Source organism: Mycobacterium asiaticum, assembly GCF_001668675.1.
Lineage (GTDB): Bacteria > Actinomycetota > Actinomycetes > Mycobacteriales > Mycobacteriaceae > Mycobacterium > Mycobacterium asiaticum_D.
Window position 1 is genome coordinate 15,238 of sequence record NZ_LZKQ01000037.1, and the last position, 25,416, is coordinate 40,653.

Consider the following 25,416-nt stretch of genomic DNA (forward strand, 5'->3'; position numbering starts at 1 on the left):
TTCGAGGGAGCATCTGGGTACTCGCTAGTCCGGATAGCCCCGTGTTGGTGTCTGACCCCCCGACCCCGACGGCAACGCGGGGCAATCCCTAGATCGACCGCCGGTCAGCGGAGACGGGCGTACGAGAAAGGCCGCCGCTGGAGTGAGGGGATCCAGCGGCGGTCTTTTGCATGTCGGGGTTATGCCACTGGCGTGCGCCGTTCGGGCGTCGCGGGCGCAGTGGGCGTCGTTATCGAGACGGAAACGTCGCACACGTCCCGCGGCGTGTCGAGTACAAATCTTCAGTGTCGAGGGCCCAAGGTCGAGGGCCCAAGTAAAAAATCCCCCGCCTCCAACAGGAAGCGGGGGATTTTTGTGCTGATCTTTAGAAGGCAGCCTCGTCGAGCTCCATGATCTCGTTGTCCAGCGTCTCGATCACCTCGCGGGTGCTGGTCAGCAACGGCAGGAAGTTCTTCGCGAAGAACGACGCCACCGCGATCTTGCCCTCGTAGAAGGACCGCTCGGCACCGGTGGCACCGGCATCCAGCGCCTCGATGGCCACGGCGGCCTGACGCTGCAGCAACCAGCCGATGACCAGGTCGCCGACGCTCATCAGGAACCGCACCGAGCCCAGGCCGACCTTGTAGAGGCTGGTGACATCTTCCTGGGCGGCCATCAGGTAGCCGGTCAGGCTCGCAGCCATCGCCTGGACGTCGGTCAACGCCTTGCTCAGCAGCGCGCGCTCGCTCTTCAGCCGCCCGTTGCCGGACTCGCTGTCGACGAACTGCTGGATCTCGTTGGACACGTGAGCCAGCGCTACACCCTTGTCGCGGACGATCTTGCGGAAGAAGAAGTCCTGCGCCTGGATGGCGGTGGTGCCTTCGTACAACGAGTCGATCTTGGCGTCCCGGATGTACTGCTCGATCGGGTAGTCCTGCAGGAAGCCGGACCCACCGAAGGTCTGCAGGCTTTCGGTGAGCTTGGCGTAAGCCTGCTCTGAGCCGACACCCTTGACGATCGGCAGCAACAGGTCGTTGATCCTGGCGGCCAGCCCCGCGTCCACGCCGTGCACCGTCTCCGCGACCGCCGCGTCCTGGAAGGTCGCGGTGAACAGGTAGAGAGCACGCAGGCCCTCCGCGTACGCCTTCTGGGTCATCAGCGACCGGCGGACGTCGGGGTGGTGCGTGATCGTCACCCGCGGCGCGGTCTTGTCGGTCATCTGGGTGAGGTCGGCACCCTGAATGCGGGACTTGGCGTATTCCAGCGCGTTGAGGTAGCCGGTCGAGAGCGTGGCGATGGCCTTGGTGCCGACCATCATGCGGGCCTGCTCGATGACCTCGAACATCTGCGCGATGCCGTCGTGCACCTCGCCGACCAGCCAACCCTTGGCGGGCACGCCGTGCTGGCCCAGGGACAGCTCACAGGTCGCCGAGACCTTCAGGCCCATCTTGTGCTCGACGTTGGTGACGAAGACGCCGTTGCGCTCGCCCAGCTCGCCGGTCTCGGGGTCGAAGTGGAACTTCGGCACGAAGAACAGCGACAGACCCTTGGTGCCCGGGCCGGCGCCCTCGGGGCGGGCCAGGACCAGGTGGAAGATGTTCTCGAACAGGTCACCGGAGTCACCCGAGGTGATGAATCGCTTCACCCCGTCGATGTGCCAGGTGCCGTCCTCTTGCTGGACGGCCTTGGTGCGCCCGGCGCCGACGTCCGAACCGGCGTCCGGCTCGGTGAGCACCATGGTCGAACCCCAGCCGCGCTCGGCGGCCAGAACGGCCCACTTCTTCTGCTCCTCGGTACCGAGGTGGTACAGGATCTGGGCGAAACCGGCACCGCCGGCGTACATCCACACCGCCGGGTTGGCGCCCAGCAGGTGCTCGTGCAGCGCCCACATCAGCGCGCGCGGCATCGGCATGCCGCCGAGTTCCTCGTCCAGGCCGGCCTTGTCCCAGCCGGCCTCGATGACCGCGTTGACGGACTTCTTGAACGACTCGGGCAGGGTCACCTCGTGCTTGGCGGGGTCGAACACCGGCGGGTTGCGGTCGCCGTCGACGAACGAGGCGGCAACGGGACCCTCGGACAACCGGCTGATCTCGGCCAACATCTCGCGGGCAGTGTCGACGTCCAGTTCGCTGAAATCGCCTTGACCTAATGCCTTGTCAACGCCCAGTACCTCGAAAAGATTGAATTCCTGGTCGCGGACGTTGCTTTTGTAGTGGCTCACTTAGGGTCCTCCTCATTGAGAATGCCACTTGTGGTTGGGTACTAGGGCTAAGTTACCCACCAGTAACACAGTTAAAATATACCGATCGGTAACTTCAACGCAAGCGAGTGTGAGCTATATTTCACTGGCTAACTAACCAACTGGTTGGGATGGCGGTCACACCAGTCCCAAAACACCACCTCACCTGCGGCGATGACCTACTCCGAGGAGCGATGTGGGGACCGTCACGACACTTCCGATAGTGGATTTACGGGCCGATCCGGCCCTGCTCCACACCCGCCTGCGCGAGGCCGCGCACGAGGTGGGTTTCTTCTATCTCACCGGCCACGGTGTGCCCGAAGCGCTGACAGCACGCGTCCTCGATGCCGCCCGCAAGCTGTTCGCGTTGCCGCAGGCCGCCAAGGACGCCATCGCGATGGTGCGCAGCCCCCATTTCCGCGGGTATACCCGGCTCGGCGGTGAGTTGACCCGTGGCCGGGTCGACTGGCGCGAGCAGATCGACATCGGACCCGAGCGTGCGTCCATCGGCGGTCCCGGCCGTCCCGATTACCTGTGGCTGCAGGGACCCAATCAATGGCCGGCGGCCCTGTCCGACCTGCCCGGCATTGTCGCGGAATGGGACGCCGCGCTGTCCGAGGTCTCGCGCCGGTTGTTGCGGCACTGGGCGGCGTCGCTGGGCAGCCCGCCGGAGGTGTTCGACGAGGCGTTCGCCGAAACGCCCGCGACGCTGATCAAGATCGTCCGGTATCCCGGCCAAGCCGCCGGCCCCCAGGGCGTCGGCGCGCACAAGGACTCCGGGGTGCTCACGCTGCTTTTGGCCGAGCCGGACAGCCGCGGGCTGCAGGTTCGGCTACCGCAGGGCGATTGGATTGACGTGCCGGCGCTGCACGGCGCGTTCGTCGTCAACATCGGCGAATTACTCGAGGTCGCCACCGGCGGCTACCTACGCGCCACCGAGCACCGGGTGGATCTGAGCGCCGCGACCTCGGACCGCATCTCGGTGCCCTACTTCTTCAATCCGCGTCTCGACGCGCAGCTGCCGGTGCTGTCCCTGCCGGCCAAGCTAGTGGGCGCCGGGACCGCCCGCACCGAGGATCCGGCTGACCCTATCCACACTGTCTATGGCCGGAACGCGTGGAAGAGCAGGCTTCGCGCGCACCCGGATGTGGCTGCCGCACACGGATATGCACCGGGTACGCTCGAAACGGAGAATCCCGTTCTCGGCGCGAGGGGCGAATGAAGTCGGTGAGTTCGAATAACAATCTGACGCCACTGTCACTGCGTGAGGCCTTCGGTCATTTTCCGTCCGGTGTGGTGGCGATCGCCGCCGAAGTCGATGGTGTCCGGGAAGGACTCGCGGCCAGCACGTTCGTGCCGGTCTCCCTGGAGCCGCCGCTGGTGTCGTTCTGTGTGCAGAACACCTCGACGACCTGGCCGAAGCTGAAAGGCGTGCCGACACTGGGAATCAGCGTGCTCGGCGAAACCCACGACGCGGCCGCACGCACCCTGGCCGCCAAGACCGGGGACAGGTTCGCGGGCTTGGAGACGGTGTCCAGCGAGACCGGGGCCGTGTTCATCAAAGGCACCGCGCTATGGCTGGAGAGCGCGATCGAGCAAATGATTCCCGCGGGGGACCACACCATCGTGGTGCTGCGGGTCAGTGAGGTCACCGTCGACGCCGAGGTGACACCGATCGTGTTTCACCGCAGCGCCTTCCGCCGGCTCGGCGTCTAGGGGCGCTCGCTCAGTTTCTGTTGGTACATCCGGATACGCTGCTCGATCTCGGCGGCGTCGGCAGCCCGCCCTTCTTTGCGCGCCAGGTCGGCGCGGACGGACAACTCCCGGATCGCCTTTCGGATCTCGTCGATGCTGGTTGTTGCTCGCATACCCCTCGGGTACCCGCAACGGTTGGTGCTTACCGCCGGAAAAGCTTGTTACCCAGCCACACGATCGGGTCGTACTTACGGTCCGCGACCCGCTCTTTCATCGGGATCAGCGCGTTGTCGGTGATCTTGATGTTCTCCGGGCACACCTCGGTGCAGCACTTGGTGATGTTGCAGTAGCCCAGGCCGTGCTCCTCCTGCGCCTGGTCGCGCCGGTCCAGAGTGTCCAGTGGGTGCATCTCCAGCTCAGCGATCCGCATCAGGTATCGCGGCCCGGCGAACGCCTGCTTGTTCTCCTCGTGGTCACGGATGACGTGGCAGACGTTCTGACACAGGAAGCACTCGATGCACTTGCGGAACTCCTGCGACCGCTGCACGTCGACCTGCGCCATCCGGTACTCACCCGGCTGCAGCTCCTTCGGCGGGGCGAAGGACGGGATCTCGCGTGCCTTCTCGTAGTTGAAGGACACGTCGGTCACCAGGTCGCGGATCACGGGGAACGTACGGATCGGGGTGACGGTGACGACCTCGTTCTCCTCGAACGTCGACATCCGGGTCATGCACATCAGCCGTGGCTTGCCGTTGATCTCCGCCGAGCAGGATCCGCACTTGCCCGCCTTGCAGTTCCAGCGCACGGCGAGGTCCGGTGTCTGGGTCTGCTGCAGACGGTGGATGACGTCGAGCACCACCTCGCCCTCGTTGACCTCGACGGTGAATTCCTCGAGCGCACCGCCGGTGTCGTCGCCGCGCCAGACCCGCATGCTCGCGTTGTAACCCATTACGCTCTCCGTTCCGGATGCTCGGTGAGCTCTTCGTCGGTGTAGTACTTCTCCAACTCCGAGATTTTGAAGAGCTCAAGCAGGTCTTGCCGCATCGGCACTTGCGGCTGGCGGCTGATGTCGATGTGCGGGCCGTCCACCTCGGCGTTGTTGAGCCGGCACACCAGCAGCGTGTTGCGCCAGCTGGAGTCCATGCCGGGGTGGTCGTCGCGGGTGTGGCCGCCCCGGCTTTCGGTGCGCTCCAGCGCAGCCCGGGCCACGCACTCGCTGACCAGCAGCATGTTGCGCAGGTCGATCGCCAGGTTCCAGCCGGGGTTGTACTCGCGACCGCCCTCGACCTGCACGTTCTGGTAACGCTTCCAGAGCTCGTCCAGCAGTGTCAGCGCCTTGGTGATCTCGTCTTCCTTGCGGATGATGCCGACCAGGTCGTTCATCACGTGCTGCAGGTCCAGCTGCAGGGCGTACGGGTTCTCCGGCGCGGCGCCGTCAGCCGGCGGGTCGAACACCTTGAGGGCCTGCTTGGCGGCGTAGTCGACGGCCTCCTGCGAAACGGCGGGACGGTTGGCCAGCCCCCGCACGTAGTCAGCGGCGCCCAGGCCGGCGCGCCGGCCGAAGACCAGCAGGTCGGACAGGGAGTTGCCGCCCAGCCGGTTGGAGCCGTGCATACCGCCCGAGCACTCGCCCGCGGCGAACAGCCCGGGCACCTTGGCCGCGCCGGTGTCGGCGTCGACCTCGACCCCGCCCATCACGTAGTGGCAGGTGGGTCCGACTTCCATCGGCTCCTTGGTGATGTCGACGCCGGCCAGCTCCTTGAACTGGTGATACATCGAGGGCAGCCGACGCTTGATCTCCTCGGCCGAGAGCCGGGACGCGATGTCGAGGTAGACACCGCCGTGCGGCGTACCGCGGCCGGCCTTGACCTCGGAGTTGATGGCGCGAGCCACCTCGTCACGGGGCAGCAGGTCCGGGGTACGACGGGCCGAGTCGTTGTCCTTGAGCCACGCGTCGGCCTCTTGCTCGTCCTCGGCGTACTGGCCCTTGAACACGGCCGGGATGTAGCCGAACATGAACCGCTCGTCGTCGCTGTTCTTCAGCACGCCGCCGTCGCCGCGAACACCCTCGGTGACCAGAATCCCCTTGACGCTGGGGGGCCACACCATGCCGGTGGGGTGGAACTGGACGAACTCCATGTTGATCAGCGTCGCGCCGGCCCGCAGTGCGAGCGCGTGCCCGTCGCCGGTGTACTCCCAGGAGTTGGAGGTCACCTTGAACGACTTACCGATCCCGCCGGTGGCCAGCACCACCGCGGGGGCCTCGAACAGGATGAACTTGCCGCTCTCCCGCCAGTAACCGAACGCACCGGCAATCCGCCCCTCGTCCCCTGAGCCGTCCTTGATCAGCTCGGTGATCGTGCACTCGGCGAATACCCTGATGCGTGCGTCGTAATCGCCGAACTCGGCGAAGTCCTCCTGCTGCAGCGAGACGATTTTCTGCTGCATGGTGCGGATCAGTTCCAAGCCGGTGCGGTCGCCGACGTGGGCGAGCCGCGCGTAGGTGTGGCCGCCGAAGTTGCGCTGGCTGATCCGGCCGTCCTTGGTGCGGTCGAAGAGCGCGCCGTAGGTCTCCAGCTCCCAGACCCGGTCGGGGGCTTCTTTGGCGTGCAGCTCGGCCATCCGCCAGTTGTTGAGGAATTTGCCGCCGCGCATGGTGTCGCCAAAGTGGGTCTGCCAGTTGTCTTTCGGGTTGGCGTTACCCATCGAGGCCGCGCAACCGCCTTCGGCCATGACGGTGTGCGCCTTGCCGAACAACGACTTGGAAACCACCGCCACCTTCTGACCGCGTTCGCGCGCCTCGATGACGGCACGCAAACCTGCGCCGCCGGCACCGATCACGACCACGTCGTAGGCGTGCCGTTCGACCTCAACCATGAAACCTCACTCAGCTTTTTGTCCGAATCGATGAATTGGCTCAGTGGCCAATGAATCTCAAGTCAGAGATGGTGCCGCTGGCGACCAGCGCAACGTAGAAGTCGGTCAGCATCAGCGTGCCCAGCGTGATCCAGGCGAATTGCTTGTGCCGGACGTTGATCTTGCTGATCTGCTCCCAGATCCAATACCGCACAGGGTGTTTGGAGAAGTGCTTGAGGCGGCCGCCGGTGACGTGCCGGCAGGAGTGGCAGGACAGCGTGTAGATCCAGAGCATGATGACGTTGCCGAGCAGGATCAGATTGCCCAGGCCGAAACCGAATCCGCCCGGTCCGGTTTCGGAATGGAACGCCACGATCGCGTCGTAGGTGTTGATCACCGAGATGATGCCGGCGATGTAGAAGAAGTACCGGTGCGAGTTCTGGATGATCAGCGGGAATCTGGTCTCACCCGTGTAGTGCACCCGCGGCTCGGCCACCGCGCACGCCGTCGGCGACTGCCAGACCGTGCGGTAGTAGGCGCCGCGGTAGTAGTAGCAGGTAAGCCGGAACAACAGCAGGAACGGCAGCGTCAGTGCCGCATACGGCAGCCACCACACGTCCGGCAGGATCTGCGGCCAGAATTCGCTGGCCTTGCCGCAGGCGGTGCTGACGCAGGGGGAGTAGAAGGGCGTCAGGTAGTGGTACTGCGGGACGTAGAAGTACTGCTGCTGGAACGCGCGCGCCGTCGCGTAGATGACGAATGCTGCAAAGCCCAGATTGATCCGCAGCGGCTGTAGCCACCACTTCTCCGGGCGGAGCGTCTTCTGCGCGATTTGGGCGCGCGTAGGTGAAAAGACGCCGGACTCAGAACGGCTCGCCGCTGGTGCGCTCATCTAGATGTGTTCCTCTTCGAACGGGCTGTTAGTCCGAAGGTTACACAGGGGAACCGCCTGTTCTTGAGGCGGGCGTCGCCGTCAGTACCGGCTGTGACCTCCGACACCCTCGTCGTCGACATCGCGCCAGAAGTCGCTGTCGTACTGGGTGTCGGGGATGGCGATCTTCTCGCCGGACTGCTGAACCGTCGCGCGGGCGAGGTCCAATTCGGCCACGTCCGTGTCGAGTAGCTGAATATCGCTGAGAATCCGGTCGGCGTCGATGATGATGCGCCGGGTGGCCGGGTTGTCGCCGTACCGTGCTTTCAGCGAGGTGACGCACCGCCGCAGGCCCCGCATGAGGTCGTGCAGTTCGGTGAGTTCGGTAGTCGTGGACAATGCGTGCTCCCTGTGGCTGAAGGTGTTACGGATCACAGTACGTCAACCGATAATATCCGCTTCTTCGCATACCGCACGGGGAGAAAGCAGCGCGCCATGCCGCAAGTACCTGGCCAGTCCGAACGCGCCCGGGCGCTGCTGGATCTGCACCAGCGGGGGAACCCGGTGGTGCTGCCGACGGTGTGGGACGCCTGGTCGGCCCGGCTGGCGGTGCAGGCCGGGTTCGTCGCCCTGACCGTGGGCAGCCATCCGCTGGCCGATTCGATCGGCAAAGCCGACAACGAGGGCATGTCGTTCGATGATGTGCTGGCCCGCGTCGCTCAAATCACCGCGGCCGTTGCGGAATTGGGGTCGGTGCCGGTGTCGGTCGACATCGAGTCCGGCTACGGGCTGCCGGCGGCACGCCTGATCGAGGGTCTGGTGGGCGTCGGCGCGGTCGGACTCAACATCGAGGACACGGTGCATTCCGAAGGCGGGCGGTTGCGGTCATCCGCCGAACACGCCGAACTCGTCGGCGCATTGCGCGCAGCGGCGGACGCCACCGGCGTGCACGTGGTGATCAACGCCCGCACCGATGTGTTCCTGCGCAACGGCGCTCTGCAGGACGCCGGCCCCGACACGACTGACCTGGTGGATGTGGCCGTCGCGCGGCTGACCGAGGCCGCCGGCGCGGGAGCCGACGTGCTCTATCCCGTGGGGCGCCACGAACCGGAAACGTTGCGCCGCTTGGCAACCGAGCTGCCTCTGCCGGTCAACGCGATCGCGGCGCCGGACCAGGACGACCCCGCCGCTTTCGGTCCGCTGGGCGTGGCCCGCATCAGCTTCGGGCCGTTCCTGCAATACGCGCTGTCGGCCAGGGCGAACGAGCTGCTCGCCCGCGGGCGCTGACACGGCTGACAAAACGACGCCGCCGGGCGTGGTCGGCCCGTAGGCGCCCCGCCCGGCGGCTCGGCTCGGTTACTTGGTGATCGCGATGCGTTTTGGCTCAGTGCCCGCGTAGGCACCGGCCACCCGTACGGTCAGCACGCCCGCGTCATACGACGCCGCGATGGCCTCGCTGGTGACGTGAGCCGGCAGCTGGAACGACCGGCGGAACGAGCCGTAACGGATCTCCCGCAGGGTGCGTCCGTCCCGGTCCTCGGAATGCTCGTCGCGGTGTTCGCCATGGATCACCAGGCGACCGCCCTCGACCTCCACGTTGACGTCCTTTTCGACGTCGACACCGGGCAGCTCGAGGCGGACCACGGCGTCCTCGCCGTCCTTGACGATCTCAGCGGCGGGGGTAAAACCCATGTTCACCGGCTTGAACCAGTCCGCGGAAGCCGGACCGAAAAAGTCCCGCAGCCATCGGTCGGTGTCCCACGCCGGTCGCGACCACAAGGCGAGATTGCTCATGGATAACTCCTTATTCTTCGTTGTGAGTTTGCTGAACCCGACGCTGTGTTGGTCGGCTACCCAGTAAAACCTGAGTCGCCTACGCTAAAGTTCCACTTGGGCGTTCGCCGCAAGCGAACGGGGTCACACAGACAATTGACAGGTGTGATGTCGGCGTGATGCACGTGTCACATTTCGCGTCATTTTCGGCAACATCGCCTTCGTAGTCTCTTGGCATGTCTTCTGCCGGAACTACTACTCGTGCGCGCCCGGATGTCCGGCGCGTCGTCGTGGTCGGTCACGGCATGGTCGGTCACCGGTTCGTCGAGGCGCTGCGTGCCCGGGATACCAGCAACAGTTGGTTGATCACCGTGCTGGCCGAAGAGGCCGACGCAGCATATGACCGCGTCGGCCTGACCTCCTACACCGAGAGCTGGGACCGCACCAAGCTGGCGCTACCGGGCAATGACTACGCCGGTGACGAACGGGTCGAGCTGCTACTGGACACCCGCGTCGTCGAAATCGATCGCGAGACAAAGGCAGTGGTGACTGCCGACGGTGACCGACACGCCTACGACGTGCTGGTCCTGGCCACCGGCTCCTACGCCTTCGTCCCGCCCGTGCCCGGTCACGACCTGCCGTCGTGCCACGTCTACCGGACCCTGGACGACCTCGATGCCATCCGCGCCGGAGCGCAACGCACGGTGGAGGGCGGTCGCGGCGCCGGAGTGGTGATCGGTGGTGGGCTACTGGGTCTGGAAGCGGCGAATGCACTGCGTCAATTCGGATTACAGACGCACGTCGTCGAGATGATGCCGCGGCTGATGGCCCAGCAGGTCGACGAGGCCGGCGGTGCGCTGCTGGCCAGGATGATCGGTGACCTCGGCATCGCCATCCACGTCGGAACAGGCACCGAATCCATTGCTGCCGTGGCTGATTCAGACACAGTTCAGGTGAGCCTCTCCGACGGGCAGATGATCGACGCCGGCGTGGTGATCTTCGCGGCCGGTATCCGCCCACGCGACGAGTTGGCGCGTGCGGCCGGCCTGGCTGTGGCGCCGCGCGGCGGTGTCATGACCGACTTGTCCTGCCGCACTAGCGATCCCGACATCTTCGCGGTGGGTGAGGTGGCCGCGATCGAGGGCCGGTGCTACGGATTGGTCGGGCCCGGCTACACCAGCGCCGAGGTGGTGGCCGACCGCCTGCTCGACGGAGTCGCGGAATTCCCCGAAGCCGACCTCTCCACCAAGCTCAAGCTGCTCGGCGTGGACGTGGCCAGCTTCGGCGATGCGATGGGCACCACGGCGAACTGCCTCGAGGTCGTCATCAACGACGCGGTCAACTGCACCTACGCCAAGCTGGTGTTGTCCGACGACGCCAAGACGCTGTTGGGCGGGGTGCTGGTGGGCGACGCCTCGTCCTACGGAGTGCTGCGGCCGATGGTCGGCAGCGAGCTGCCGGGCGACCCGCTGGCGCTGATCGCGCCGGCCGGTGACGGAGCCGGCGCCCTGGGCATCGGCGCGCTGCCGGATTCCGCGCAGATCTGCTCCTGCAACAACGTCACCAAGGGCGATTTGAAGTGCGCCATCGCCGACGGGTGCGCCGACGTGCCCGCGCTGAAGGCGTGCACCTCGGCGGGCACCTCGTGCGGGTCATGTGTTCCGCTGCTCAAGCAGCTGCTCGAAGCCGAGGGCGTGGAGCAGTCCAAGGCGCTGTGTGAGCACTTCTCGCAGTCGCGGGCGGAGCTGTTCGAGATCATTTCCGCCACCGAGGTCCGCACCTTCTCCGGGCTGCTGGAGCGCTTCGGCCGCGGGAAGGGCTGCGACATCTGCAAGCCCGTCGTCGCCTCGATCCTGGCGTCCACCGGATCGGACCACATCCTGGACGGCGAGCAGGCCGCGCTGCAGGATTCCAACGACCACTTCCTGGCCAACATCCAGAAGAACGGTAGCTATTCGGTGGTGCCGCGGGTGCCCGGTGGCGACATCAAGCCCGAGCACCTGATCCTGATCGGGCAGATCGCGCAGGACTTCGGCCTCTACACCAAGATCACCGGCGGTCAGCGGATCGACATGTTCGGTGCCACGGTGGATCAACTGCCGGCGATCTGGAAGCGGTTGGTCGACGCCGGGATGGAGTCGGGCCACGCCTACGGGAAGGCGTTGCGCACCGTGAAGAGCTGCGTGGGCAGCGACTGGTGCCGGTACGGGCAGCAGGACTCGGTGCAACTGGCCATCGACCTCGAGCTGCGCTACCGCGGGCTGCGGGCGCCCCACAAGATCAAGCTGGGCGTGTCCGGCTGCGCGCGGGAATGCGCCGAGGCGCGTGGCAAGGACGTAGGCATCATCGCCACCGAGAAGGGCTGGAACCTCTACGTCGGCGGCAACGGCGGGATGACGCCCAAGCATGCGCAATTGCTGGCCGGCGACCTGGACACCGCGACGCTGGTCCGCTACATCGACCGCTTCCTCATGTACTACATCCGCACCGCGGACCGCCTGCAGCGCACCGCACCGTGGGTGGAGTCGTTGGGACTGGACCACGTGCGGGAGGTCGTTTGCGACGACTCACTAGGGCTGGCCGAGGAATTCGAGGCCGCCATGGAGCGCCACGTCGACAACTACAAGTGCGAATGGAAGGGCGTGCTCGAGGACCCCGACAAGCTGTCGCGGTTCGTCTCGTTCGTCAACGCGCCCGACACCGCCGACCCCACCGTTACCTTCACCGAACGTGCCGGACGCAAAGTTCCTGTGCCCATTGGCATTCCGCGCGTCCGATCCTAACCAAGGAGGAACCATGACACTTCTCAACGACATTCAGGTTTGGACCACCGCCTGCGACTACGACCACCTGATCCCGGGCCGTGGTGTCGGCGTCCTGCTGGACGACGGCTCTCAGGCCGCGCTGTTCCGGCTTGATGACGGCTCGGTGCACGCGGTGGGCAACATCGATCCCTTCTCCGGGGCCGCGGTGATGTCGCGGGGCATCGTCGGCGACCGCGCCGGCCGGGTCACGGTGCAGTCGCCGATCCTCAAGCAGGCCTTCGCCCTCGACGACGGAACTTGCCTGGACGACCCGAAGGTGTCGGTGCCGGTGTACCCGGTGCGCCTGACCGCCGACGGACAGGTTCAGGTCGGTCGGTACGACCTCGAACGGATGGCTGCCTAATCGATCTTGCCGACGAGGTAGCGCTGCATCGTCGGACCGATCGCATCAACCAGTTGTTCGACTGTCATCGAGTGCAACGGTTCGGAACGGACCCCGTAACGCATGATGCCCAGCCCAACGAGCTGAGAAGCGCACAGTGACGCCCGAACAGCGATCTTGTCGGCGCCCAGCATCTTGAGCAGCGGGTTGAACACCGGACCGATGAACATCGACTGCACGATTTCGGCGGTCTTGGACAGGCCGGTCGAAGCGATCGCGCTCGCGGCAAAAGGCCCACCACCGGCGGCATCCCAGGTGGTGATCAGCATGTACAGCGTACGGCGGCCCACCTGATTGACACTGCCGGTGAAGATGCGGTCGATGAACTCTGGTGTGCTGAAAGGCAAACGCAGCATCTTTGCCACATCGTCGAGGAGTCCACGCGAGGGCTCTTCGTTACGGGCCATGTTGCCAGGATTACCCCGGATGCCCGCAAACATCAAGTGTCGTTGGTCACGCCGTCCGGGAATAGCGCCCGGTGACCGCAGGTATGGCGGCGCTACGGAAGCGGTTCGCCACCAAGCGCGCCATGCCCGGATCGGTGCCCAACGGCGGCGTCACCAGGTCGGCCCCGGAATCACGCAGCCGTTCTTGAAACAGCCCGTCGGCCAGCAGGTAGGACGCGATGACCACGCGGCGCGCACGCCGGCGCCGAGCGTCGGCCACTGCCTGCGCCACCGTCGGAGAACTGGTCGAGGCAAAGCCGAGATCGACTCGGGATCCGGTCAATGCGGACAGCGCTGCCGCAGCGCTGTGTAAGTCGTTGCGCGCACATGGATCCGAGGTGCCGGCAGCGGCCAGGATCACCGAATCGCCTGGGCGCCAACCGGATGTGAGAAGGTTCTGGCCCAGTATCCGGGTAACTTCCGGGCTGGGTCCCAACGCCCGGGTGACGGTGACGTCCGGGTGCCCGCTGGCCTCGATGTGTGCGGGCAGGTCGGTGCGGACGTGATAGCCGCGAGACAGGAACGCCGGCACCACAATTGCGGGCCCGTCGTGGCCACCTGCGGACAGGCCGGAAAGCACCTCGCTCGGAGTGGGTCCGAGCACGTCGACGAACGCGACATGGACGGCGCGGTCGAGCAGCTCACTGACGAGGGCGGCGAGGTCACCCACCATTGCGACGCCCGACGCGCGGCGGGTGCCGTGCGCGGTCAAGATCAGGCTCATGCGGCGTCCGGACCGGTATCGAGGGCCAGCCGATATCCGCGCTTGACCACCGTTGCGACGATGTTTCTGTCGCCCAGGGCGGTTCGGAGCCGCAGTACGGCGGTGTCCACGGCGTGTGTGTCATCGCCGTTGCCGGGCAGCACCCGCAGCAGTTCGTTGCGCCCGACGACGTCGCCGGGTCGGTGGGCCAGCGCGCGCAGAATCGACATTCCCGATCCCGACACCGTCTTGACCGATCCGTCCACCAGGACGCAGGTTCCCCTGATCTCCAGCAGGTGGCCGGCCGCTTTCACGCTGCAGGAGCCCAGCAGTGGCAGTTCTTCGGCGATGTGACGGGCCAAGGCCCCCAACCGCATTCGTTCGGGAGCAGAGGTGGGTACGCCCCGCCGGATCAGTGGGCGGGACGTCACCGGGCCCACACACATCGCGTGTACGCCGGTGCGCAGTGCGTCGAGCACCTGGTCTTCGAGGTCCAGTTCGCGGCTGCGTTCCAGCACCGCCACCGCCGCGGGCGCGGATGTGAAGGTCACCGCATCGAACTGGCGACGGGCGATGCCGGTGACCAGCTGATCGAACTCACCGCCCAAAGAAACTGGCATCCAACGGTATACCCGGATGGGGACCACCTCGGCGCCGGCGGAACGGAGCCCGGCCATGAATTCGGGGAACGGATCCCAACCGTCGGCGGCGCCGTGCAATTGGATCGCGATGCGCTTGCCCGAAAAATCAGACTGAAGCAGGTATTCCAGCACCTCCTGCGAGGATTCCGATTCCGGGGACCATTCCTCGCGTAATCCGGCGGCACGCAGAGCGCCGGTCGCTTTCGGCCCACGCGACACGACCCGAGCGGACGACAACGCATCGATGAGTTCGGTGGCCAAGCCCCATCCCTCGGCGGCGGCCACCCAGCCGCGAAACCCGATGCCGGTGTGGGCGACCAGAATATCCGGCGGGTCGGCGATCAACGCCTCGGTGTTACGGTGCAGTTCGTCGTCGTCGGGCAGTGCGATCATGCTGATCGCGGCGGCGCTGAATACCTCGGCACCGTGTCGGCGCAGCAGGGCACACAGCTCCTCGGAACGACGAGCTGATGTCACTGCGATCCGGTAACCAGTCAGTGGCGCAGACGGTGGCTGGGCCATACCACTTGTGTATGCCTGACACATTTCCATCGCGTTACCTGGCAATTGCCGCCGCATTGCTGTCGGCTGCGTTCTTCGTCACAGGGGTGGTGGGCCGGCGTACGTACATCACCCAGGTGAGCCACGCGGCAACGACATAGGACGCCAGGAAGGCCCAATATGCGGCTGTCTCAGTGCCGCTGCGCAGGTAGGACTCCCGCAGGGCCAGGTTGATGCCGACGCCACCGAGTGCGCCCACCGCCGCGCAGAATCCGATCAGCGAGCCCGACATCGCGCGTGCCCATTGCCGCTGCTGCGCCTCGGTGAGGTCCAGCGATCGGCTGCGTGCTTCGAAGATCGACGGGATCAGCTTGAACACCGAACCGTTGCCCATGCCGGCCAGGATGAACAGCGCGATGAAGCCGACGACGTAACCGATCAGCGAGGCGCCGCTGGTACCGGGCCGGTTGTCGTCATGGGTGCTGATGCCCACCAGCAGGCCGGCGGCCACGATCATGCCGGCGAGTACGGCCAGGGTGACCCGGCTGCCACCGATGCGGTCGGACAGCCGGCCGCCGTAGATCCGGGCCAGTGAACCCAACAGCGGTCCCACAAAAGCGATCTGGGCCGCGTGCAGGGACGCGTGCGCAACGGTTTCGCCGTGCGCCTCGAAGTTGACCAGCAACACCTGACCGAACGCGAAGGCGAATCCGATCCAGGAGCCGAACGTGCAGATGTAGAGCAGCGATATCGCCCAGGTGTGCGAGACAGAAAGGATGGCGCGCATGGCATTCGGCGGCGTGGCGTGATCGAGGTTGTCCATGAACAACGCGGCCGCGACCCCCACGACCGCGAGCAGCACCAGGTAGATCGCGCACACCCAGTACGGCGCTTGATGTCCGGCCGTGGCCAGAGCCAACAACCCGATCAGTTGGATCACGGCCACACCGAGGTTGCCGACGCCGGCGTTGATGGCCAGGGCGGCGCCTTTGAGCCGTTGCGGGTAAAAGGCATTGACGTTGGCCAGCGACGCCGCGTAGTTCCCACCGCCCAGGCCGGTGAGTGCCGCGCACACCAGGTACGGCCACAGCGGCAGGCCCGGGTTGGCCAGCAACACGATGGTGCCGGCGGTGGGAATCAGCAACACGAAGGCCGAGAACACCGTCCAGTTGCGGCCACCGAATCGCGCGATGCCCAACGTGTACGGGATGCGCGCGCAGCCGCCGGCCAAGGTGGCCACAGCGCCCAGCAACAACTTGTCACTGGCCGAGAAGCCGTACACCGCTGCCGGCATGAACAGTGTCATCACCGACCACAGTGACCAGATCGAGAACGCGACGTGATCACCGGCGGTGGTGCAGAGCAGATTTCGGCGCGCAATCTTATTGTTGCCGGCCTCCCAGGCCGCTACGTCCTCGGGATTCCATTCGGTGATGTGATGGTTACGGCCCACTCGACTGCCCAACCTTTCTGGGCACCTCAGCGGCACCTCGATGTCCAAGAGGCTTGCGCCGCGGTCTGTTTCGATGCTCACATCGATAATGGACGGCAGTCAACTCGAGAGGGCCGATATCGGCTGTAAGTTGAATTCCAGTTGTCTGCAAAGTCGCTGACAACTGGAATTCCAGTGAGATCCGTTACATCCGCATCTACACCCGGATCTATACGTAAGCCAGACCCGGGCTCGCCGCACCGCTTGCCGGGCTGACTGCCCGAAGTGGCCTGCGCACGTACACCGCCCACGTCAGCAGTGCAGCGGCCACGTAGAACCCGACGAACACCCAGAACGCTGACGTCGCATTGCCGCTGGCCAGGTAGGACTGGCGCAGCGCGAGATTGACGCCGACGCCACCCAAAGCGCCGATCGCTCCGGCGAATCCGATCAGTGCACCGGACATGGAACGCGACCACTGCCGGCGCTGCGTCTCGTCGAGTCCGAGGCCGTGGCTGCGAGCCTCGAAAATCGACGGAATCATCTTGTACACCGAGCCGTTGCCGATGCCGGACAGAATGAACAACGCCACGAATCCCGCGATGTAGCCGATCATCACCGTTGTCGGTGCCGGTCCGTGGTGGTGCTCGGCGAAAGTGCTTCCGCTGACCAGGATTCCGGCCGCAATGATCATGGCGCAGAAGACACCCAGGGTGACGCGGCCGCCCCCGATCCGGTCGGCCAGCCGGCCGCCGTACACCCGCGACAACGAGCCCAGAAGTGGCCCGAGGAAGGCGATCTGCGCGGCGTGCAGCGCGGCGTGCGCGGAGGACTGGCCGCTGGCCATGAAGTTGATCTGCAACACCTGGCCGAACGCGAACGAGAACCCGATGAACGAGCCGAAGGTGCCGATGTAGAGCAGCGAAACCACCCAGGTGTGCGGCTCGGCCAGCACCTTGACCATGGTGTTCATTTCGATGCGGTATTGCGGCAAATTGTCCATGTACAGCGCGGCGCCGACCCCGGCGACGGCCAGCAGCACCAAATAGATGGCGCACACCCAGTACGGCTGACGATCACCAACGGTCGCGATCACCAGCAGCCCGACCAGCTGGATCATGGGCACTCCGAGGTTGCCCCCGCCCGCATTGAGCGCCAACGCCCAGCCCTTGAGCCGTTGCGGGTAGAAGGCGTTGATGTTGGTCATGGAGGAGGCGAAGTTACCGCCGCCGAACCCGGCCAGCGCGGCGCACCCCAGGTAAGGCCACAACGGCAGACCCGGATGTGCCAGCAGATACAGGGTCAAGACGGTGGGGATCAGCAGGACCGTCGCGGACAAGATCGTCCAGTTGCGACCGCCGAACTTCGCGGTGGCGAAGGTGTACGGAAAGCGCAGGCAGCCGCCGACCAGTGTGGCGGTGGCGCCGAGCAAGAACTTGTCGCCCGCCGAGAAGCCGTAGACCGATGCGGGCATGAACAGCACCATCACCGACCATAGGGACCAGATGGAGAACCCGATGTGTTCGGCGATCACCGACCAGATCAGGTTGCGCCGCGCGATGTTCTTGTTGCCCGCTTCCCAGGCCACCACATCCTCGGGGTCCCAGTCGGAAATCACGTGCGAACGGCCCCTCAGTGACCTCCGAAACTCGGCGAACATGCAGACTCCTTACGTCATCGATTGCCGATCACGCTAGGAATGCTTTGTTGCGCGAGCGCTTCTGGCAGTGACCCGGGGATGAATTTCGGATCACCGAACCGCACTGCGGTGTGTGAGGGGCTCGACTACCGTCGGGCTACCAGACGTCTCCGTCGCGCCAATCGCATGTCAATTCCGCAGAGGTGTCCAGCCGGACGCTCACCGGGAGGACGAACACCGTTCCATCGTCCTCGGGTGTGCGGGTCCTTCCGGTGGGGGTCAGCACCGACGTCGGACCGAGCCAGGGCAGCCAGCCGCGGGCGGCATAGAGGCGGCGGGCCTGCACGGTGGAACTGAGCGCCCCGAGTTGGTAGGCGCCGCGCATCACCTGCTCGACGCCGTCGAGGAGCGCGTGTACCAGCCCTTGTCCTCGCCAATCTTCGCGCACCGCAACACCTTCGACGTAGCCGCAGCGTAATGCCCGGCCCTGGTACAGCAGTCGTCGCTGCACCACCGAGGCGTGCGCGATGATCGCGCCGTGGTGCCAGATCAGCGCGTGCATCCCGCCCAGCGCGTGGTCCCAGTCGGTATCGGCGAAGTCGCCGGCGAACGCCCCAGTCACCATCTGGCAGATCCCGCGTCGCGTCTCGCCGTCGAGATCCGCGGTGTGTACCAGCCGTGCGGTGTGCACGATCCTGTTCTACCAGCCCGGGTTCATCACGCCCGACGGGGTCGCGCCCAGTGCAGTCGCACGTGCTGACCCGGCCGCACCTGCGCCAATTTGTCGATGTCTTCGTCGATCACCACGCCGATCACCGGGTAGCCGCCCGTGATCGGATGATCGGGACCCAGGACCACCGGTAATCCGTTGGGCGGCACTTGAATTGCACCGCGCACCACACCCTCGCTGGGCAGCTGCCGGTCCGGGTTGCGGTGCTGCAGCGGTCGCCCGGTCAGGCGCATGCCCACCCGGTCGCTGCGGTCGGATGCCACCCAATCGGTATGCACCAGGGCGTCGGGATCGACGAACCAGTCGTCGCGTGGCCCCGGGATCGCCAGCAACTCCACCGCATCGTCGGTGATCGCGGCGACCGGGGCCTGCTCGAGTTCCGGGAAGTCGGCGGTGTGTTCGCCCACCGGCAGTACATCGCCGGGTTGCAGTGGCAGCGGCCCGATCTCCGACAGCACGTCATAACTGCGCGAGCCCAGAACCGGTGTGACACCGATGCCGCCGCGTACCGCCAGATACGACCGTAGGCCGGCTCGGGGCGTGCCCAACGAAATCACCTGACCATCCCGCACGTGGTGAATGCTGTTTGTGCCGAACATGATTCCGCTCACAGTCGGATCCGTATCGGCTCCGGTGACCGCGATGTCGAGGTCGCCGCCGCGGACCCGGACCGACAGACCGCCGAACGTCACTTCGACGGTGGCCCAGTCGTCAGGGTTGGCGACCAGCCGGTTGGCCAGCGCGTGCGAGCGACGGTCGGCGGCGCCGGACCGGCCGACACCGAGGTGGGCCAGTCCGGCCCTGCCGAGGTCCTGCACCAGGGCGAGCGGTCCGCTGCGCAGCACTTCCAGAGTCGTCATGGCCAGCCTCCTAATGCGCCCGGAACCGGACCGATGTGCCCCGGGTCAGCAACGCGGGGTCCGGTCGGTCGACATCCCACATCACCGCGTCGGTGTGCCCGATGATCTGCCAGCCGCCGGGTGACCGGCGCGGGTAGACCGCGCTGAACTCACCGGCCAGGCCCACCGACCCGGCCGGCACCGACGTGCGAGGTTCGGTTCGGCGCGGCACCCGAAGCCGCTCGTCACCGCCGATCAGATACGCGAATCCCGGGGCGAACCCGCTGAATCCGACGCGCCACGGGGTGCTGGTGTGCGCATTGATCACCTGCGCGGTGCTCAGGCCGGTAACTCGAGCGACCTCGGCCAGATCGGGACCGTCATACACGACGTCGATCACCACCTCCCGGGCCGGCTCGCTCAGCGACTCGGCGGATTCCGGCGCCACCCGGAGCTTGCGCAGGCGTTGGCGGGTCATGCCCTGAAAGCGCGGGCCGTGCAACTTCACCAGGACGGTGCGGGACGCGGGGACGATGTCGACGACGCCGGGCAGGGCGGCGGCGCGCAGCGCATCGCCCCACGCCAGTACTTCGGCGGTGCTGCCGCACTGCAGCAGCAAAGCCTGGTCCCCATAGTCGACGACATCACAAGCCAACTCGGTGATCTCCGTCACATTCATAATTCACGGTAGCCCCGGAATTGCGGCGTAAGCCATCAACTTTCGAGCTCTGCCAGAGGTGCCTTAGCAAACGCTCATGCTAGGGCGGCTAGCCCAGGATTTTGGTGATCTGCGGCGGGAGTTGGTCGGCCACCACCGGATAGCTCAGTGGTGACGCGAAGGCGATGGCTCCCGCCAGGTCCTTGGTGGTGAAGATGTGCCGCTTCTGGGCGGTTGCCACCGATCCGGCGACCTCCGGGTCGGCCAGCAGCGCTTGCTCGTCCTCAGGACTCTCGGTGGACCAGATCAGCACATCGGCGGAGTCGAGCACGTCTTTGATGCGGTCGCGCGGGATGACCGCGCGCTGATCGGTGGCGTAGGCCTTGATGCTGTCGGAGATGACCAGGCCCATCTGATTCAGGAAGTCGGTCCGCCAGCCCGCCACGGTGGCAACCACCGTGCCCTGCCAGAGCCTGCCCTGCATAAGCAGCGCCTTCTTGCCCTTCCACTGCGGATTCTTCTGGCTGACATCGGTGAACCTGCCGTCGACAGCCGCGATCAACGATTTCATCTGGTCGGCCCGAAACACCGCCTGCCCGATGGCGGTGGCCTGGTCCTTCCACGGTTCGAAGAACGCGTCGCCGCCGGACTGAGCGATCGTCGGAGCGATCGCGGACAGCTTCTGATAGGTGTCGGCGTCGAGGCCGGCGTTGGTCGCCACGATCAGGTCGGGCTTCAACCCGGCGATCTGGTCGACCTGAATCCCGTTGTCCAGGTTGAGCACAACGGGTTGTGCCGGGCCTAGTTTGGGTTGCGCCCACGGCCACACCGCGAACGGTTGATCGCCGAACCAGTTGGTCACCGCGATCGGTACCACACCCACCGCGAGCAGGTCGTCCTGCTCGGTGTAGCCGGCGCTGACGACGCGCTTGGGTGGTTCTTTGACGACGGTCTCACCGAACAGGTGGGTGACCGTGACCGATCCGCCACCGGGCGACCCTGGCGGCGGCTTGTTCTCCGAGCACGCCGCCAGCAGCCCGGTGGCCGCGGCGACCTGCAGAAATCCCCGCCGACTCAACCCCTGTTGCACAGCGTGAGAGTATCGCGTGCTTTACCCGACCGTCAGTTGCGTGGCCGCGGCTTCGGCGTGTATCCGCGCCAAGGACTGTAGTCAGCGATCAATTCCTCCTGCGGCGGCCGTTCGTCGACAGGCACATGCTGCAGGTTTATCCGAATCCGGTACCAGATCGAACTCGGGCCTCGCATCCCGTCGACCAGGACGTCGGCGGGCTTCAGTCGCTCGGCCGCGGCGGGGTGGCGCTGCCGCCAAGTGTCCAGCGCGGTCATGGCCTCGTCCTTGGTTTTGGTGCGAGCCACCTCAATCAGCGGCATCACGGATTGTCTGCGGCCGTCGGCACTCTTGCCTGCGCCCTTGGGCGCCCGTTCCGGCGGGCCCATCTCCTCGGCCAGGGCCAGCAACGCGTCGAGGCCGCCCGTCGCGTCGTCCATGCCCTCCCACGGGTCGCCGATCTCGGCGAACCGGTCGGGAACCGTGTCGATGGTGAATTCCCCCGGGTTGCAGTCGGCGACCTCGTCCCAGCGCAACGGCGTGGACACCCGCGCATCCGGGGTGGCCCGCACCGAGTAGGCCGAGGCGACGGTGCGGTCCTTGGCGTTCTGGTTGAAGTCGACGAACACGCCCTCTCGCTCTTCCTTCCACCACCGACTGGTCGCCAACTCCGGTGCGCGACGCTCGACCTCGCGCGCCACGGTCTGCGCGGCCAGTCGCACCTTGGTGAACGGCCAGTGCGGGGCGATCCGGGCATAGATGTGGAAGCCCCGCGAGCCCGAGGTTTTCGGCCACGGGGTCAGGCCGTAATCCTCGAGGACGCCGCGGGCCACCAATGCCACGTCGACGATGCGTCGCCAGGAGACCCCGGGCATCGGGTCCAGGTCGACCCGCAGTTCGTCGGGATGGTCGAGGTCCTCAGCCAGCACGGGATGCGGGTTCAGGTCCACGCACCCCAGATTGATCACCCATGCCAGCCCGGCGGCGTCGTGGATGACCGCCTCGTCGGCCGAGGTGCCCGAGGCGTACCGCAAAGTGGCGACGTCCACCCAGTCTGGCCGCTTGGCCGGCGCTCGCTTCTGGAAGACCGCTTCCTCGGTGATGCCCTTGACGAATCGTTTGAGAATCATCGGCCGGCCCGACACGCCGCGCAACGCGCCGTCGGCCACGCTCAGGTAATAGCGGACAAGATCGAGCTTGGTGGCGCCGTGATCAGGGAAAACGACCTTGTCGGGGTGGGTAATCGTGACCTCGCGTCCGGTCACGTCCAGCGACACGGGTTTGGTCATAGATGCCGATGGTAATTCGGTGGAAACCTACTGGTCGCATTGCGACCTCCGTCACATATGGTGAGGACTATGCCTAACCTCAGCGACCTGCCCGGCGTCGGAAAAATCCAGCAATACGTTGAACGCGGCGCCGCCGAACTGCACTACGTGCGCAAGATTTTCGAGTCCGGTGCGTTCCGGATCGAACCGCCGCAGAACTATGCCACTTTGGCCAGCGGCATCGTCAAATGGGGTGAATTCGGCATGCTGCCGGCCCTCAACGCCGCCCGCACCCCCGACCGCGCGGCGTGCATCGACGAAGAGGGCGAGTTCACCTTCCGGGAACTCGACGAGGCCGCCCACGCGGTAGCCAATGGGCTGATCGAGAAGGGCGTCAAGGCCGGCGACGGCGTCGCCATCCTGGCTCGCAACACGCGCTGGTTCCTGGTCGCTTACTTCGGTGCAGCCCGGGTGGGTGCTCGCATCATCTTGCTGAACAGCGAGTTCTCCGGCAATCAGGTCAAAGAGGTGGCCGAGCGTGAGGGCGCCAAGCTGATCATCTACGACGACGAATACACCAAGACTGTCAGCAAAGCCGATCCAGAACTGGGTTTCCTGCGCGCGCTGGGCACCAACCCGGACAGTGACGAAGACTCCGGCAGCAAGGACGAGACGCTTGCCGACCTGATCAAACGCAGCAGCAAGGATCCGGCTCCGAAGGCCGGCAAGCACGCGTCGATCATCATCCTGACCAGCGGCACCACCGGAACGCCGAAGGGGGCGAACCGCAGCACCCCGCCGACGCTGGCGCCGGTCGGGGGCATCCTGTCGCACGTGCCGTTCAAGGCCAACGAGATCACTTCGCTGCCGGCGCCGATGTTCCACGCATTGGGCTTCCTGCACGCCACGATCGCGATGTTCCTGGGCTCGACGCTGGTATTGCGCCGCAAGTTCAAGCCGCCGCTGGTGCTTGAGGACCTGGAAAAGCACAAGGCGACAGCGATGGTCGTGGTGCCGGTGATGCTGTCACGACTGCTGGACGCGATCGAGAAGATGGACAAGAAGCCCGACCTGTCGCACCTGAAGATCATTTTCGTGTCCGGTTCCCAGTTGGGTGCCGAGCTGGCATCGCGCGCTCTGAAGGACTTCGGACCGGTGATCTACAACATGTACGGCTCCACCGAAATCGCGTTCGCGGCCATTGCCGGGCCCAAAGATCTGGAGAAGGATCCCGCGACGGTTGGGCCGGTCGTCAAGGGTGTCAAAGTGAAGATCCTCGACGACAACGGCAAGGAGAAGCCGCAGGGCGAGGTCGGGCGGATTTTCGTCGGCAACGCCTTCCCATTCGAGGGCTACACCGGCGGCGGCCACAAGGAGATCATCGATGGGCTGATGTCCTCGGGCGACGTCGGTTACTTCGACGAGGACGGTTTGCTCTTCGTCAGCGGCCGTGACGACGAGATGATCGTGTCCGGTGGCGAGAACGTGTTCCCGGCCGAGGTCGAGGACTGCCTGAGCGGCCATCCCGAGGTCGTGGAGGCTACCGCGATCGGCGTCGAGGACAAGGAGTGGGGTCATCGGCTGCGTGCCTTCGTGGTCAAGAAGGAAGGCTCCGATGTCGACGAGGACACCCTCAAGAAGCACGTGAAGGAGGAGCTGGCCAGGTACAAGGTGCCGCGCGAGGTCATCTTCCTCGACGAGCTGCCGCGTAACCCCACCGGCAAGATCCTCAAGCGCGAGCTGCGCGAGCTCGATGTCGACGACAAGGAAGAAGCCAAGAGTAAGGCGAAGGACCTGGGCTCGAAGAAGGGGTCCGAGAAGGGCTCCGAAAAGGGTTCCGACCAAGGCTCTGAGAAAGGCTCCGAGAAAGGCTCCGAGAAGGCCGACGAGAACGGTGGCTCTGCGAAAGCTGACTCTGGCGACGGCGAGAAGGGCAGCGACAAGGGCGACGGGAAGGCTGACGCGAAAGCCGACGAGAAGAGTGGCGCCGCCGACGGGTAGGCGGTTCTAGCTCACACTCTTCGGGCTTGAATTGCCCGGACAATCTGGGCTGACAAGTTCGGGTCTACCAGAAGCTGCTCGATGAGCGCTGTGATCACGTCCTGGCCGGTCACCCGCGCCAGTCCAAGGCGGTCGGCGGCATCCCGTTGCCACATGTCCAGGGCCCGGTGGGTGGCGGGGGACAGGTCGACGGTCCGGCGGGTGCGCTGAATGCGGGCCGGCGGTTTTCGGGTGCGGTAGCCGACGGTTGGCTGCTCGCGGATCCGGGGCGCCTGGGCTTGCCGGTAGTTGGCGAAGCGCTCCGTCGGCACCCCATCCCCGATCGGTTCAATACTCACTGCGGCGACCTTCCTCCGAGGGCCAAGCAGTGAGTCAGTGTAGGGGTGTTACCTGAGCCTTTGCTGTACGCCCGTTAAACAAGTTTGCTATCTGGGCGCTGCGGCGCATTCATTTGAACTGAACTACTGAAAGTAGTCTCCGTATATCAGTACTTCAGCATTACAGTATGCGCAGTTCAGAGTGTTTCAGTAAATTGCATTCCAGTATTAATGACAAATATTGCCGATATATACAGCTAAATCAAATTAAATAACCATGGTTTGCCCAGGAAGTTATCAATAGCGTTGGTGGTGGCAATTCGAAGACTCTTGGGAGGAGTTCCAATGTTGATCACACCGCGTTGCGCCCGGATTGCGGCGGCCGGTGCGGTGGGCGCCGGTGCGTTGACTTCGGCACTGTTGTTCGGCGGCACCCCCATCGCTCAGGCGGCACCGCCCGCCACCGTCACCAGCTTCGCCGAGCGCCTGCGGGGCCTGCCCCGCGACCCGTACCGGGGAACGCGCCAAGGTGGCGCGAACAGACGCTAAAGC

24 protein-coding genes and 1 pseudogene are annotated in these 25,416 nt (G+C 65.5%); 7 read left to right on the plus strand and 18 right to left on the minus strand.

Annotated elements, in window-relative coordinates:
• Positions 1-364: 364 nt before the first annotated feature.
• Positions 365-2,200, minus strand: coding sequence for an acyl-CoA dehydrogenase (locus tag A9X01_RS03215; RefSeq protein WP_065119259.1), 1,836 nt, complete (start codon positions 2,198-2,200; stop codon positions 365-367).
• A 214-nt stretch (positions 2,201-2,414) separates the two neighbouring features.
• Between A9X01_RS03215 and A9X01_RS03220 the strand changes: the two genes are divergently transcribed.
• Both A9X01_RS03220 and A9X01_RS03225 read left to right on the plus strand, forming a co-directional pair.
• Positions 2,415-3,440, plus strand: coding sequence for an isopenicillin N synthase family dioxygenase (locus A9X01_RS03220; protein ID WP_065119260.1), 1,026 nt, complete (start codon positions 2,415-2,417; stop codon positions 3,438-3,440).
• A 5-nt stretch (positions 3,441-3,445) separates the two neighbouring features.
• A complete protein-coding gene (locus A9X01_RS03225) occupies positions 3,446-3,934 on the plus strand; it encodes a flavin reductase family protein (protein ID WP_065119277.1) in 489 nt (162 codons plus the stop codon).
• On the opposite strand, the gene A9X01_RS30325 is transcribed toward A9X01_RS03225, so the two are convergent.
• The 5 genes from A9X01_RS30325 to A9X01_RS03245 all read right to left on the minus strand — a co-directional run bounded on the left by A9X01_RS30325 (position 3,931) and on the right by A9X01_RS03245 (position 8,039).
• Entirely contained in the window at positions 3,931-4,086 is a 156-nt protein-coding gene (locus tag A9X01_RS30325; RefSeq protein WP_172832436.1) for a hypothetical protein, read from the minus strand. The genes A9X01_RS03225 and A9X01_RS30325 overlap by 4 nt on opposite strands.
• A gap of 29 nt (positions 4,087-4,115) precedes the next feature.
• Positions 4,116-4,862, minus strand: a complete 747-nt coding sequence (locus A9X01_RS03230) for a succinate dehydrogenase/fumarate reductase iron-sulfur subunit (protein ID WP_065119261.1) — start codon at positions 4,860-4,862, stop codon at positions 4,116-4,118.
• Positions 4,862-6,790, minus strand: coding sequence for a fumarate reductase/succinate dehydrogenase flavoprotein subunit (locus A9X01_RS03235; RefSeq protein WP_065119262.1), 1,929 nt, complete (start codon positions 6,788-6,790; stop codon positions 4,862-4,864). Before A9X01_RS03235 ends, A9X01_RS03230 begins: the two co-directional genes overlap by 1 nt.
• Before the next feature lie 40 nt (positions 6,791-6,830).
• Entirely contained in the window at positions 6,831-7,661 is an 831-nt protein-coding gene (gene sdhC, locus A9X01_RS03240) for a succinate dehydrogenase subunit SdhC (RefSeq protein ID WP_065119263.1), read from the minus strand.
• A gap of 81 nt (positions 7,662-7,742) precedes the next feature.
• Complete coding sequence (locus A9X01_RS03245) at positions 7,743-8,039, minus strand: Rv0250c family protein (protein ID WP_065036141.1); 297 nt, start codon at positions 8,037-8,039, stop codon at positions 7,743-7,745.
• A gap of 96 nt (positions 8,040-8,135) precedes the next feature.
• On the opposite strand from A9X01_RS03245, the gene A9X01_RS03250 reads away from it, so the two are divergent.
• Positions 8,136-8,927 (plus strand): isocitrate lyase/PEP mutase family protein, encoded by a 792-nt coding sequence (locus tag A9X01_RS03250; RefSeq protein WP_065119264.1) that lies wholly within the window; start codon positions 8,136-8,138, stop codon positions 8,925-8,927.
• A gap of 69 nt (positions 8,928-8,996) precedes the next feature.
• Here A9X01_RS03250 and A9X01_RS03255 read toward each other — a convergent pair whose 3' ends face one another.
• Entirely contained in the window at positions 8,997-9,434 is a 438-nt protein-coding gene (locus A9X01_RS03255) for an Hsp20/alpha crystallin family protein (RefSeq protein WP_065119265.1), read from the minus strand.
• A gap of 215 nt (positions 9,435-9,649) precedes the next feature.
• Here A9X01_RS03255 and nirB point away from each other — a divergent pair, with 215 nt between their 5' ends.
• Both nirB and nirD read left to right on the plus strand, forming a co-directional pair.
• Positions 9,650-12,196, plus strand: coding sequence for a nitrite reductase large subunit NirB (gene nirB / locus A9X01_RS03260; protein ID WP_081282188.1), 2,547 nt, complete (start codon positions 9,650-9,652; stop codon positions 12,194-12,196).
• Between the two features lie 13 nt (positions 12,197-12,209).
• A complete protein-coding gene (gene nirD / locus A9X01_RS03265) occupies positions 12,210-12,581 on the plus strand; it encodes a nitrite reductase small subunit NirD (RefSeq protein WP_065119266.1) in 372 nt (123 codons plus the stop codon).
• On the opposite strand, the gene A9X01_RS03270 is transcribed toward nirD, so the two are convergent.
• From A9X01_RS03270 to A9X01_RS03315, 10 genes are all read right to left on the minus strand, one after another.
• Entirely contained in the window at positions 12,578-13,027 is a 450-nt protein-coding gene (locus A9X01_RS03270; RefSeq protein WP_036351527.1) for a TetR/AcrR family transcriptional regulator, read from the minus strand. The genes nirD and A9X01_RS03270 overlap by 4 nt on opposite strands.
• 46 nt (positions 13,028-13,073) lie before the next feature.
• On the minus strand, positions 13,074-13,790 hold the full coding sequence (locus tag A9X01_RS03275) for a sirohydrochlorin chelatase (protein WP_065119267.1): 717 nt from the start codon (positions 13,788-13,790) through the stop codon (positions 13,074-13,076).
• Positions 13,787-14,932 (minus strand): uroporphyrinogen-III synthase, encoded by a 1,146-nt coding sequence (locus A9X01_RS03280; protein WP_065119268.1) that lies wholly within the window; start codon positions 14,930-14,932, stop codon positions 13,787-13,789. The genes A9X01_RS03275 and A9X01_RS03280 overlap by 4 nt, the downstream gene beginning before the upstream one ends.
• 34 nt (positions 14,933-14,966) lie before the next feature.
• Entirely contained in the window at positions 14,967-16,364 is a 1,398-nt protein-coding gene (locus A9X01_RS03285) for a nitrate/nitrite transporter (protein WP_065119269.1), read from the minus strand.
• 208 nt (positions 16,365-16,572) lie between these two features.
• Positions 16,573-18,003 carry a nitrate/nitrite transporter gene (locus A9X01_RS03290; RefSeq protein ID WP_065119270.1) on the minus strand — a complete coding sequence of 477 codons (1,431 nt, stop codon included), beginning with the start codon at positions 18,001-18,003 and terminating at the stop codon, positions 16,573-16,575.
• Positions 18,004-18,139: 136 nt separating this feature from the next.
• Entirely contained in the window at positions 18,140-18,676 is a 537-nt protein-coding gene (locus A9X01_RS03295) for a GNAT family N-acetyltransferase (protein ID WP_065119271.1), read from the minus strand.
• 23 nt (positions 18,677-18,699) lie between these two features.
• Positions 18,700-19,572, minus strand: coding sequence for a 5-oxoprolinase/urea amidolyase family protein (locus A9X01_RS03300; RefSeq protein WP_065119272.1), 873 nt, complete (start codon positions 19,570-19,572; stop codon positions 18,700-18,702).
• A 10-nt stretch (positions 19,573-19,582) separates the two neighbouring features.
• Positions 19,583-20,230, minus strand: a complete 648-nt coding sequence (locus tag A9X01_RS03305; RefSeq protein WP_065119273.1) for a 5-oxoprolinase subunit B family protein — start codon at positions 20,228-20,230, stop codon at positions 19,583-19,585.
• Between the two features lie 88 nt (positions 20,231-20,318).
• Positions 20,319-21,299, minus strand: a complete 981-nt coding sequence (locus tag A9X01_RS03310; RefSeq protein WP_065119274.1) for an ABC transporter substrate-binding protein — start codon at positions 21,297-21,299, stop codon at positions 20,319-20,321.
• Positions 21,300-21,331: 32 nt separating this feature from the next.
• Positions 21,332-22,567, minus strand: coding sequence for a DNA polymerase domain-containing protein (locus tag A9X01_RS03315; RefSeq protein WP_065119275.1), 1,236 nt, complete (start codon positions 22,565-22,567; stop codon positions 21,332-21,334).
• 69 nt (positions 22,568-22,636) lie between these two features.
• Here A9X01_RS03315 and fadD2 point away from each other — a divergent pair.
• A pseudogene (fadD2, locus tag A9X01_RS03320) lies at positions 22,637-24,298 on the plus strand (long-chain-fatty-acid--CoA ligase FadD2); the annotation flags it as partial.
• Between the two features lie 260 nt (positions 24,299-24,558).
• On the opposite strand, the gene A9X01_RS03325 reads toward fadD2, so the two are convergent.
• Positions 24,559-24,810: a hypothetical protein gene (locus A9X01_RS03325; protein WP_065119279.1), complete on the minus strand. Its 252-nt coding sequence runs from the start codon at positions 24,808-24,810 to the stop codon at positions 24,559-24,561.
• A 399-nt stretch (positions 24,811-25,209) separates the two neighbouring features.
• Between A9X01_RS03325 and A9X01_RS03330 the strand changes: the two genes are divergently transcribed.
• Complete coding sequence (locus tag A9X01_RS03330; protein ID WP_065119276.1) at positions 25,210-25,413, plus strand: hypothetical protein; 204 nt, start codon at positions 25,210-25,212, stop codon at positions 25,411-25,413.
• The last annotated feature ends 3 nt before the right edge of the window (positions 25,414-25,416 follow it).